The organism is Sphingobium quisquiliarum P25, assembly GCF_000445065.1.
GTDB lineage: Bacteria > Pseudomonadota > Alphaproteobacteria > Sphingomonadales > Sphingomonadaceae > Sphingobium > Sphingobium quisquiliarum.
In genome coordinates this window covers 40,523-51,746 of record NZ_ATHO01000032.1, presented here as the reverse complement: position 1 = coordinate 51,746, position 11,224 = coordinate 40,523, and the positions used below count along the sequence as shown (strand labels likewise).

Genomic DNA, 11,224 nt, shown 5'->3' with positions numbered 1-11,224 from the left:
CCGCTCGCTCCTCCGGGCAGCGCCGGGGCCAGGCCATTGACCGCGTCCAGCACGGGCGAAACCACGCTGTCCACCACCGCCGTGGCCGTGGCGACGACTGGCGCGACGGCCGCCGACACCTGATCGACCGCGCTCCCGGCTTGCGGTCCCAGAAGCGCTCCGGCCAGGTTGCCCACGGGCGCAAGGCCCGCTTCCACCCCCGCCGCAGTCGTCGGCACGGTGACATCGACGATGGCGCTGGACGTCAGCACATCGGCGGTCAGCAGTTGGCCTTGCACCGGCTGCGCTGCGGACGGCAGCAGGTTGACGCCGACCACGCTGTCAGTGGACGATCCGCCGCTCAGCACATTGCCGCCGATATTGGTGGCGACCAACGGGCCCGTCAGCGCCGATCCGGCCGCTCCTCCCCCCTGGAGCGATCCGGTGAGGCCGCCCACGACGCCCTCGACAAGGCCGGTGACAGGCGCCAGCGCGCCATTCTCTCCCACCAGCGGGGACAGGACTGGGGACAAGGCGCCGTTTACGGCTTCCAGCAGCGGCCCCGTCACCTGGTCGGCGGTCGAGGTAACGGCCGCCACGACCGGCGAAACGCCGTTCGTGATCTGCGTCACGGCTCCGCCAACCTCGCTTCCCAGCAGCGCTCCGGTGAGCGTGCCGACGGGCGCCAGCCCCTGCTGAACCGCGCCGGGCGTCGTGGGCAGCGCGACCTGCACCACAGTGCCGTCGCCCGTCAGCAGATCGACGGTGGCGACCGTCCCGGCCGCTGGCGTCTGGCCCGGCAGGATATTGACGCCGATCACCGTATCCGTCCCGCTCGGTCCCGAAATGACCTGATTGCCCAGATTCGCTCCGATCAATGGACCATTGAGGGTTGGACCAGCGGGATTCCCCGGCCCGCCGGGACCAGTCGGCCCACCCGGCCCGGTAGGACCACCCGGACCAGTAGGACCGCCGGGGCCCGTGGGACCGGTGGGGCCGGTCGGACCACCGGGCCCGGCAGGGCCTCCGGGTCCAGCAGGGCCACTCGGTCCGCTCGGGCCATCCGGGCCGGACGGGCCGCCAGGACCAGCGGGTCCGCCAGGGCCAGTGGGACCGCCCGGACCATCGGGACCGTTTGGACCAGCCGGGCCGGTGGGACCAGTGGGTCCTCCGGGACTTGTCGGGCCGGAAGGACCGGACGGACCAGACGGATTTTTCCCGCCGCCCGCGCCGATGTCGAACCCGACACCGTCAGCGCAGGCGCTCAGGAGGAAAAGAGGTATCGCCGTGGCGCATAAAAGGGTGCGCCGGACGGAGTGAATCGGCCCCACAAAGGACATGGAATAATCTCCCTGTTGCATCGCGAACGTCTCGCAATGCGCACAGGCTAAGCACGGCAATCCCTTCCCGCTCGTTCATAAAAGGCCGATCTGGTTACATCCGTTCAGGACCGTGCGCGGCAGCGGAAACGCCCTGCGCAACGCCCGCGTCAGAACACGCAAAGCTCCATAACGGCCTCGGCAGACCCGCAGTCACAGGCATATATCGTGGGAACCCCGACCGATCCGGGCGCTTCATACGCAACCGGAGCGAAATCGCCCAGATCAGGCTTTGCTCCATAACGGTTATATCTCTATCGCCAGCGGGGACCTTCGACCCATGTCACCAGGCTCCGCCGCACCCCGCTCGTAACAGGCAGCACTCGATGCTGGAGGAAGGAGGGGAAGATCAGCAGGCTCCCGCGCGGCGCGAAGGTCATGCCGGGCTGCTGCACCTGATAAAATTCGAACGCGCCGCCCTCATAATCGCCCGGTTCGGAAAGCTGCACCACCACCGACAGCTTCCGGTCGAACGGCCGCGAGGATTCCAGCCAGACATCATGGTGCCAATCATATTTGCCATGCTGGTCGCCATGATATTCGGTGAACTGCACCTCATAGGGCGCAACGATGTCGATGCCGAAATTCGTCCGGTTGGATGCGTCGACAAATTGCATCAGCCTCTGGACGATATCCTTCTCGCGATGCGGGTCCAGCCAGCGGATGAGCGACGAACGATAGTGCGCATCGCTGCGGCTGCTTTGATCGAAACCGACGGTCGCCGCCTGATCCGTGTAAGCCGACGCGCGCTTGATGATGGCGTCGCATTCGGCCGGGGTCAGCGCGGACGGCCAGACCTCCCACACATTGTTCATGGCTGTCTCCTCTCAACCTCCGAACGGACTTCCCGCTCAAGCACGCGCAGCGCCGTCCATCGGCGGCGCAGCGGGAATCCATTTGCGCACACGCAAGATCGCGCTCGTCAGAAGGCGCGCCCCAATCCAAAGAAGAATTGCGCCCGGCCGCTATGGGCGCGATCGGGACGCTTCACCGGCACCGCCACTTCGGCGCTCGCCCGCCATTTGCCGCCCAGCGCCACCCGCACCCCGCCACCGGCCGACGCCAGCGAATAATCCTCCGCGGCAAGGCGGTAGAAGGGCCGCGCGACGGCATGAGCGACCGCGCCATCGGCATAGGCGAACAAGGCAGCCTCCTTGAAAGGCACGGTCTTGGGCGGCAATGTCCAGCTCACCTCCGCCGATGCGGCAGCGGCTTGCTCAGCCGTGCGCACGCCAAGGCGGAACGCCATGCCCGCGCCCCTGCCGCCCAGAGCGAAACGCTCCGTCACGGGCAGCCTGTCGCGGCTATATTGGCCCTTCACCGAAATCTTGACGGACAGCCGCTTCGACAGGCTGCGCACGGCAACCGCCTGCATGTTCGCCTTTGTAAAGCCGACCTCGGAAAATCCCGCAAACGCCTTCGCGCCCAAAATCCCCACGCCTTGGCTGACCACGGCGGAAGCGGCCTCTCCGCTGGTCCCATCGGCATTGGACCAGGACGCGCCCAGCCTCACCGCGCGCGACTTATAATCGCCAAAGCGCACGTCCAGATAATAGTTGCTGCTGTCAACGCCATCGATGGAAGCATTGACCGTCAGGTTGCTCTTGTTCGACCGGATGAGCGGGTGGCTGATCGCGATCCCCGCCAGCGTCGCTTCCCCCTCTATCATGCCGTCGCGCTGGCGCGATTTCACATGCGCCGCATTGGCCGACAGGGTCATTCCGTTGGTGCCGATGGGCGTGCTGTGGCTCAACGAATAAAGCTGATAGCGTTCAGGATAGAAGGGCAGATATCCCGCGACGCGCGTGCTGTCCCCTTCGCGCAGCACGCCATTGGCGGTCACGGAAAGCTGCGCCTGCACGCCGTCCACCACATTGCTGACGCCGCTATTGTCGATCATCACGCCGATCTGCAACTGCTTGCGCTTGACGATCAGGTCGATGATCAGGTCGCCAGCCTTCACCCCCTGCCGCACGCGCGCGTCGACCGTCTGCCCCGGAATATCGCGCATCAGCGACAACGCGCGCTCCAGCACCGACTTGCGCAGCGGCGCGCCCGCCATCACCCGCTTCATATGCGCGTCGATCAGCCTGACCGGCATGCTGGGCGACAGGCCCGCGAGGCGATAGTCCGTCACCCGTCCTTCCACCACCCGCACGATCAACTGGCCAGCGGCGGGAATTTGCGCGGGGATAGACACGGCATAAAAGGCGATGTCGCTGCGCGCATAGGCCGCGCTGACCGCGCCTGCCACCTCCTGCAACGTCTCCCGCGTCAACGGCCGCCCCGTGAAGGGCGCGACCGCCTTGTCCAGTCCCGCAGCGGGCAGCGACGCGCCCATATATATGACGCGCGCCAGACGGACGCTGGCTGCGGGCTCCGCACCGGGTGAAAGGTTGACGGACGGCGCGGGCGGGCGCGGCGTGGCGGGCGGCGCTGACGGAATGCCGGGCTCGACGCGATCGGCCCGCTCCCGGTCAATCGCTGGCGCGCTCGCAGCGCCGGTTCCCGGATTGGCGATCTGCGCCCCGGCGGCCGGAGCAGCGGACAGCAGGCAAGCCGCCGCCGCCATGCTCAGCCAGTCCCACATTCGCCCCCATCGCATGCCTTGACCCTGCCCCCTGCATATCACGTCCCTGAAGCAGCAGGCGTAGGCCAATCCCCTTGCGATTCATCCCGAACTGTAACCGCAACGGTGAGGTTTATGGCGGAAAGCATCGCGACAGGGGTCAATCTCCACCGAAATGGAGAGAGTGGGGCGCGTCAGAGCGCGATCAGGGCATAGGGCCGCTCAAAACGCTCCGAAACGACGAATTGCGCGCAATTGTAAACGGGAATGCCGCGCGGCGTTTTTCCTTCGAAAGCGCCCCTGTGCGCATGGCCATGCACGGCGAAGCGCACATTGTCGAAACGGTCGATCGCTTCGGCCAGACGCGAAGATCCCAGAAAAGGAAAGATTTCGGGCGGCTCCCCCTGAACGGTGTCGGGCACGGGCGAATAATGCAGCACAGCCACGCATTTGTCGGTACGCAGCGACCGCAGCGCATTTTCCAGCTTGCGCGCCTCATTGATCGACTCTTCGACAAATCCCTTGATGGCCTTTTCACCAAACGCGCCCAGTTCGCCCCGGCCAAAGCCGCCGACAAAACCCTTCACGCCCGCAAAGCCGATGCCCTTTATCTCCACCGCCTGATCGTCCAGCACGGTGACGCCAGCGCCATGCAGGATGCGCGCGACCTCTTCGGGCTGGCCGCATTCATAATCGTGATTGCCCAGCACGGCGACCGTGGGGATGCTGCATGCGTGCAGGTCCTCCGCCAATATCTCCGCCTCGCGCGTTTTGCCGAAATTGGTGAGATCGCCGCACAGCGCCAATATGTCGGCCTGTTGCGAAATCTCCTCGAACATTGCGCGGTAGCGATGCTCGGATGTGTCGGTCACATGCAGGTCGCCGATCGCCGCCAGCGTCAGGCCGCTGTGGCGCGGCGCGTCATTTGTTCCGGTCATGGCTCTCCTCAAGCCCTTTTCCAACCACGTCGGCAAAGCCCCATTCGGTGATGTCCACCAGATAATCGCGCGGGCTCAGCAATCTTCCCCGGCATACGCGGATGTTGGGCACCGGCAGTTCCGATCGCGTCTGCAACCGTCCCAGCAGTTCCTCGAACAGCCACAGGGGAACGCAATGCCGCTCCGTCGGATAGATGAAGCGGAAGTTCAGAAGATGGATCAGCAGCAATTCCCAATGCAGTTCCACCGCATCCAGCAATCTTTGCCAGTCGATCCGGTCATGCTGTTTCAGGATGACATGGACGACATCGGCCCCATCATAGCGGTAGCGATCCTGTATGAAGATCTTCGACAGGATGAACTCTGTCGGCGGGGTGATCCGAACATCCACTCCATAGACTTTGGCATAGGCGACATCGCGAAACCATTCTTCCGTGACCGGCAGGCTGGCCGAGGATATATTGTAGATGACGTCGAAGAAGTTCTTGTCGCGCCACACCTTTCCGATCCAGCGTTCATCCTCGAACTCGACCTCATGCCCCAGATGCTTGAAATAGGCCAGGATGCGCGGCGCGTCGCCCGCCTTGCAGAAGACATCCAGATCCTTGGTCGGCCGCACGATGCCGGTATGGCACCCCAGCGCATAAGTGCCCGAAAGCATGAAGGGGATACCGGAATCGACCAGATGCTGGAGGCTTTCCGTATAGAATGCGACCGAATCCGGCGGCGGGTCGAAAATGGCGGGATCGCTTATCATGAACTGATGGAACGGGTGAGTGACGGGACTGTTCCCCCCCCCTCACCCGCGCTCCGTCCGGCTTACTCCTTGTCCGATCCCGGTTCAGCCATATGCCGGTGCTGTTCGGCCAGCATGGATGCTGGCGCGACATGGGCGGCGGCGGCCTGCACCTTGTTCTTCCATCCTGAAATGATGTGCGCCTTGCCAGCCATCAGCGCGTCCCAGCCGTCTTGGGCAACCTTGGCCGGATCGTCCTTTTCCTGCTGCCCGACCTTGGTGTCCAGCATGTCGGCGCGTTCGAAAAATTCCGTGTCCGTCGCGCCGGGCATCAATGTGGTGACGGTCACGCCTTCGCTGTCCTTTATCTCGTTGCGGATGGCGTCGGCAAAGCTGTCGATGAAGGCCTTGCTGCCATTATAGACGGCGTGGAACGCGCCGGGGATGAAGCCAGCGATCGATCCGGTGATCAGCACCTTGCCATCGTTCCGCGCCACCATCGGCCGCAGCACCTTCTGCAACAGATAGAGCGTGCCGGTGATATTCGTATCGATCACCTTGCGCCAATCCGCCACATCCTGTTCCAGAAAGGCATGGCCGACCCCGCGCCCTGCATTGGCGCACAGCAGGTCGATCTGCCGCCCGCCCGCCGCGTTCAGCAGCCGGTCGACGCCTTCCAGCGTGGACAGGTCGGCCTCCACCGCCTCCACCTGCGTTCCATGCTGCCTGAAATCCTTGGCGGCGGCCTCGATCAGCGGTTCATCCGCGACGACCATCAGGTCATATCCATCCTTCGCCGCGACATGGGCCAGTTCAAAACCAATCCCGGTCGACGCGCCGGTAACGATCGCCAGTTTTCCTGAAGTCATGATCCTCTTTCCTTTCAAGCCGCCGGGGCCTGATCCATGCCGGGTTTCAGCACGATCTTGGTCACTTCATTCTGCTGGTCGTGGAACATCTTATATCCTTCGGCCGCCTGCTCCAGAGGCATGCGGTGACTGATCAGGAAGGTGGTATCCACCTTGTCCTCCATGATCGCGTTCAGAAGGCCCGGCATATAATGCTGCACATGGGTCTGGCCGGTTTTCAGCGTCAGCCCCTTTTCCATGAAGGCGCCCAGCGGGAACTTGTCCACGAAGCCGCCATAGACGGCGGGCATGGACACGCGGCCGCCCTTGCGGCAGGCGATGATCGCCTGACGGATGGAATGGGCGCGGTCAGTGCCCATGAAGGTCGACACCTTGATCTGGTCCCACACATTGTCGGCGAAGAAACCATGCGCCTCCAGCCCGACAGCGTCGATGCAGGCGTCCGGGCCGATGCCGCCCGTCATCTCCATCAGCGCCTCATAGGTGCGGCTTTCCTCATAGTTAATTGTTTCAGCACCGAAACGTTTCGCCAGTTCCAGCCTGCGCGGGAAATGGTCGATCGCGATCACCCGCTCCGCCCCCATCAGGAAGGCGGACTGGACCGCGAACAGGCCCACCGGCCCGCATCCCCACACCGCGACCGTATCGCCCGGCTCGATCTCCGCATTTTCCGCCGCCATCCAGCCGGTGGGCAGAATGTCGGACAGGAACAGCACCTTGTCGTCATCCACTCCATCGGGGATCACGATCGGTCCCACGTCGGAAAAGGGTACGCGCACATATTCCGCCTGACCGCCCGCATAGCCGCCGGTCATATGGCTGTACCCGAACAGGCCCGCCATGGGCTGGCCGTAGATCGGCTGGGCGATGTCCTGATTGTCGGCGGGCAGCCCATTGTCGCAGGCGGAATATTGATGCTTGCTGCAATGAAAACAACTGCCGCACGAAATGGTGAAGGGCACCACGACGCGCTGCCCTTTCTTCAATGTCGAACCGGGCCCGATATCGACTACTTCACCCATGAATTCGTGGCCCAATATGTCGCCCTTCTGCAATGTCGGGATATAGGCGTCATACAGGTGAAGGTCGGACCCGCAGATGGCGGTCGACGTGATCTTGATGATGGCATCGCGGGGGTTGACGATCTCAGGATCATCGACCGTTTCGACGCGGACGTCATGCTTGCCGTGCCAGGTGAGCGCGCGCATCAGTTCTGCTCCTCTTCATATTGCCGCCGGTTGCGGGCCGCCGTCGCGATTTCCCCGGTCTCCAGAAACTGCTTCAGGCGGCGCAGGTCGCGCCGCGCCTGGATCGCCGGTTCGCGCTGGAACATCTTGGCGATCACCTTGCCGATGAAACCGGCGGGCGGATCGTAGAGGATGGTCGCGCTGACCCATGTGCCGCGCCCGCCGGGAGCGTCGCGAAACTCTATCCTGCCGCTGTTCGGCACCTCCGCGCCCTCTTCGGAGGCCCAGGCGATCAGTTCGCCGGGTCTGTCCTCTGTGATCACCGATATCCATTCGACCGTGCCGCCGCCCGGTGCCTTCACCACCCATCGCGAACGCTGACCGTCCACGGCGTCGACCGACACCAGATTTTCCATCACCTTGGGCAGGTTGGTCACGTCACGCCAGAAGTCGTATATTTCCTGCCGCGGCCGGTTGATCGTGACCGTCTTGCCGGACACGGCATCGCCTTTGGCCTCGTCCAGGCCGTTCGCGGCCTGCTCTCTCCTGTCCGCTTGCTTCGCCGTTGCGAGGGGCGCGTCGTCATGCTCCCCTGGCGCGAGATGATCGGCCATGCTGACCTCCTTCATTGTCAGGCTTGTGTTGACGTGTGGCCAACCAGCAGCCGCGCGGGCCGTTCCGAACTTTGTCGCGAAACCATCGCAAAAACGCAGCTTGCTAACATGGGTAACTCTCTTCCCCGCCTTTGGCCGCGAGGGGGAACAGCACCTGCTGGCGCTCGTTTTTCAAGGCAATATCTGCATTGGAGGATGACATTATGGGCGCACAGGCGACGTTCCGCCGTATTACGCACAGCGGCAGCCGTGACGCGCTGATCGGCGCGGGCATTGGCGCTGGCCTTGCCCTGATCGGGGCTGTTGGCCGCAAGTTCGCCGTTCAGGCTCCGACCGCTCTTGCAGGCGATTGGGACAAGGCGCTGGCCCTTGAACATAAGATGGCGCTGGCCCTGTTCGACAAGCTGCAACAGACCGGCCCCGAAGCCAATGGCCGCCGCGCCACGCTGCTGACCCAACTCAAACATGCGCTGGGCAAGCACGCGATGGAGGAGGAGAATGCCATCTATGCCGCAATGCGCCTGGCAGGCATGAAGGAAGAGGCCGACACGCTCACCGGCGAGCATGGCTATGTAAAGCAGTATCTCTATGAACTGGGCGACCTGTTGAAGGACCATGCTGCCTTCCAGGCCAAGCTCGCCAGCTTCCGCGCGGATATCGAAGCGCATATGCGCGGCGAGGAGGATGAACTCTTCCCGCGGCTCAAGGAAGGGCTGGACCGCGCGGCTAACGGCACCCTGACGCGCCGGATGAACCAGGAAGGGCTGAAACTGGCCTGAGGAGAGGAAAATGACTGATTCTGATCGCAGCGAAAGGACGCTGCCGACGCAGCAGACCCGCAACCCCAACATCTCGACGGAAAATCAGCCGGAGGGTTCCGCCCGGCGGCCGAGCGATACGCTCGACCGCGAGCCTGATCGCGATCCGCTGAGTGGCGGCGCGATTGAGTCCAACTATAATCCGCAGACCATGACCCGGCGCGGAGAGGAAGACGACAGCCGCGCCGGACAGGAGGGCGCTGGCGAAAGAGGGCGCGGGTCCGATGACTGACAAGCGCTCGGATGACCTGTCCGCACCGATCTACCAGGGCGATGAGGACACCAATATCGCCAAAGCCAAGCCGCTGCCCCTTTCCACTGGACGCGACGATAATCGCGGCCACCGCGCCCGTGGCGGATCTGGCGTGGTCGAAGGCAGCGGCGCGGGAGCGGGTGGCGGCGGCAACCCGGAAGACTTTGACAGCGATCCGGTAGCAGGGGGACCGGCTCAACAGCAACAGGACAAGGATGATGAACCAGCAAAACCGAAGTGAAGGCAGAGACGACAGCGACCTTCATGACGAACCGTCCATCGGCGGCCAGTCAGGGGCGGGCGGCGGCAACACCGCACGCGACATCGGGTCGCGGGACGAGGAAAAGTCCGCGCGTGGCGGCGATCCCGAACCCACGCGCCCCACCAAGCAGGACAAGCCGCAGCCGGACACCGGCACCCGGTCAGGTCATGAAGGCGCGCAAGGCCTGGGCGACAGCAAGTTGTGACCGCCGGTCAGGCGGCCATTCCCTGCGTGCGCAGGGCTGCCGCCTGCCGCAAGGCGCGCAGGTCCGGTATGCGCAGCCACTTCGCCTGAAGCTCGACCAAGCCGCGAGTCCGCATCACCTGGAGCGTCCGGTTGACATGAACAGGGGTTAGCCCGGTCAGATCGGCAATCTCCATCTGCGTGAGCGGCATCGCGCATTGCTGGCCATAGGTCAGGCCGGACATGCGCAGCCGTTCGAACAGTTCCAGCAGCAGATGCGCGACCTTTTCCAGCGCGGTCTTGCGGCCCAGCGTGACCAGCCAGTTGGTCTGCCGCTCTATCATGTCGCTCAGGCTCCGCCAGAATGCCTGCTGACCTTCGCCGGATGTCGCAGACGGCGGAACGCAGGGCAAGCGAGTCGCCCTTACATTGGTCAAGGCAACGATAGGCTGAGACGGCTTTCCGCCCAACGCCCAATGCGGGTCGCAATAATCGCCCGGCAGATAGAGCGCTGTGATCTGGCGCCGTCCATCGGGCAACAGGCGATAACGGCAAGCCCAGCCTTCATCGATGCGAAAGATCGCGACAGGTTTCTCATCCTCCCGCGCCAGAAATTGATGCGGACGGAAATGGGCATGTAATTCGCTGGATGCGACTTGGCTCAACATGGACACTTCCCTGTTCAGCCCCCGGCTCATCCTTCTCACCCAAATCTGTGTGAGTCCTCTTTTACCTATGTTGCCATTTCGCCCTGTGCGCGACGAAATGGCTTTTAGAAGCGGTGAACGTGCACTGCTGTTCATCATCGGTCCAGCCGCGCCGGTATGTCCGCTGATGCATGTTATGCTGTTCCCTCGCCTTGGCCGGAACCTGGGCTGATGGTGAGCGCTAAACGGGGGAGAGGAGAATTCCATGACTGTTAGAACATGCTTCATTGCCGTCTCGGTGCTTGCCGCACTTCCCGCCGCTGCTGCCGCTCAGACCCCCAGCACCTATGTGGCCAGTGCGGGCGCGAGCGACCTGTTCGAAAAGACGTCCAGCCAGCTCGTGCTGCGATCCACTAAGGACGCCAAGGTGCGTTCCTTCGCCACGATGATGGTGCAGGACCATAGCAAGAGCACCGCGATGGTGAAGGCCGCCGCCGCGAAGGCGCAAATCAAGGCTCCGCCGCCGCAGATGACGCCCGACCAGCGCAGCAAGATCGCCGCGCTTACAAAGGCCAGCGGCGAGGCGCGCGACAAGCTTTATTGGGATCAGCAGAAAGCCGCGCACGCTCAGGCGCTGGCCCTGCATCAGGGTTATGCAGCGTCGGGATCCTCCGAACCGCTGAAATCCGCGGCCGCGAAGATCGTGCCCGTGGTCCAGCATCACATCGACATGCTGAACGGCGGCGGTGAGGGCGCGATGCGCCATCAAGGCCATTGATCATTAGCAAAG

13 protein-coding genes and 1 pseudogene are annotated in these 11,224 nt (G+C 63.6%); 5 read left to right on the top strand and 9 right to left on the bottom strand.

Translation table 11 applies throughout. From position 1 onward, the window contains the following. From L288_RS41905 to L288_RS26255, 8 genes and pseudogenes are all read right to left on the bottom strand, one after another. A pseudogene (locus L288_RS41905) lies at nucleotides 1-857 on the bottom strand (hypothetical protein); the annotation flags it as partial. A 755-nt stretch (nucleotides 858-1,612) separates the two neighbouring features. Next, the gene (locus L288_RS26285; protein ID WP_021237128.1) at nucleotides 1,613-2,173 is read right to left on the bottom strand and encodes a 2OG-Fe(II) oxygenase; all 561 of its coding nucleotides are present in this window, start codon (nucleotides 2,171-2,173) and stop codon (nucleotides 1,613-1,615) included. A gap of 107 nt (nucleotides 2,174-2,280) precedes the next feature. After that, nucleotides 2,281-3,963, bottom strand: a complete 1,683-nt coding sequence (locus L288_RS26280; protein WP_031303935.1) for a ShlB/FhaC/HecB family hemolysin secretion/activation protein — start codon at nucleotides 3,961-3,963, stop codon at nucleotides 2,281-2,283. A gap of 158 nt (nucleotides 3,964-4,121) precedes the next feature. After that, nucleotides 4,122-4,865 (bottom strand): metallophosphoesterase family protein, encoded by a 744-nt coding sequence (locus L288_RS26275; protein ID WP_021237126.1) that lies wholly within the window; start codon nucleotides 4,863-4,865, stop codon nucleotides 4,122-4,124. Next, entirely contained in the window at nucleotides 4,849-5,622 is a 774-nt protein-coding gene (locus tag L288_RS26270) for a nucleotidyltransferase family protein (protein WP_021237125.1), read from the bottom strand. Before L288_RS26270 ends, L288_RS26275 begins: the two co-directional genes overlap by 17 nt. 62 nt (nucleotides 5,623-5,684) lie before the next feature. After that, nucleotides 5,685-6,470, bottom strand: a complete 786-nt coding sequence (locus L288_RS26265) for an SDR family NAD(P)-dependent oxidoreductase (protein ID WP_021237124.1) — start codon at nucleotides 6,468-6,470, stop codon at nucleotides 5,685-5,687. A gap of 14 nt (nucleotides 6,471-6,484) precedes the next feature. After that, on the bottom strand, nucleotides 6,485-7,678 hold the full coding sequence (locus L288_RS26260) for a zinc-dependent alcohol dehydrogenase (RefSeq protein ID WP_021237123.1): 1,194 nt from the start codon (nucleotides 7,676-7,678) through the stop codon (nucleotides 6,485-6,487). Then, entirely contained in the window at nucleotides 7,678-8,271 is a 594-nt protein-coding gene (locus L288_RS26255; protein ID WP_031303932.1) for an SRPBCC family protein, read from the bottom strand. Before L288_RS26255 ends, L288_RS26260 begins: the two co-directional genes overlap by 1 nt. 203 nt (nucleotides 8,272-8,474) lie before the next feature. On the opposite strand from L288_RS26255, the gene L288_RS26250 reads away from it, so the two are divergent. From L288_RS26250 to L288_RS26235, 4 genes are read left to right on the top strand one after another with little or no spacing between them, the layout of a single operon-like run. After that, a complete protein-coding gene (locus tag L288_RS26250; protein ID WP_021237121.1) occupies nucleotides 8,475-9,050 on the top strand; it encodes a hemerythrin domain-containing protein in 576 nt (191 codons plus the stop codon). A gap of 10 nt (nucleotides 9,051-9,060) precedes the next feature. After that, nucleotides 9,061-9,321, top strand: coding sequence for a hypothetical protein (locus L288_RS26245; protein ID WP_021237120.1), 261 nt, complete (start codon nucleotides 9,061-9,063; stop codon nucleotides 9,319-9,321). Then, on the top strand, nucleotides 9,314-9,583 hold the full coding sequence (locus L288_RS26240) for a hypothetical protein (protein WP_021237119.1): 270 nt from the start codon (nucleotides 9,314-9,316) through the stop codon (nucleotides 9,581-9,583). Before L288_RS26245 ends, L288_RS26240 begins: the two co-directional genes overlap by 8 nt. Then, nucleotides 9,558-9,809, top strand: a complete 252-nt coding sequence (locus L288_RS26235; protein WP_152522040.1) for a hypothetical protein — start codon at nucleotides 9,558-9,560, stop codon at nucleotides 9,807-9,809. Before L288_RS26240 ends, L288_RS26235 begins: the two co-directional genes overlap by 26 nt. A 7-nt stretch (nucleotides 9,810-9,816) precedes the next feature. On the opposite strand, the gene L288_RS26230 is transcribed toward L288_RS26235, so the two are convergent. Then, entirely contained in the window at nucleotides 9,817-10,455 is a 639-nt protein-coding gene (locus L288_RS26230) for a Crp/Fnr family transcriptional regulator (RefSeq protein WP_030541123.1), read from the bottom strand. Between the two features lie 244 nt (nucleotides 10,456-10,699). Here L288_RS26230 and L288_RS26225 point away from each other — a divergent pair, with 244 nt between their 5' ends. After that, a complete protein-coding gene (locus tag L288_RS26225; protein WP_021237116.1) occupies nucleotides 10,700-11,212 on the top strand; it encodes a DUF4142 domain-containing protein in 513 nt (170 codons plus the stop codon). Nucleotides 11,213-11,224 lie beyond the last annotated feature (12 nt).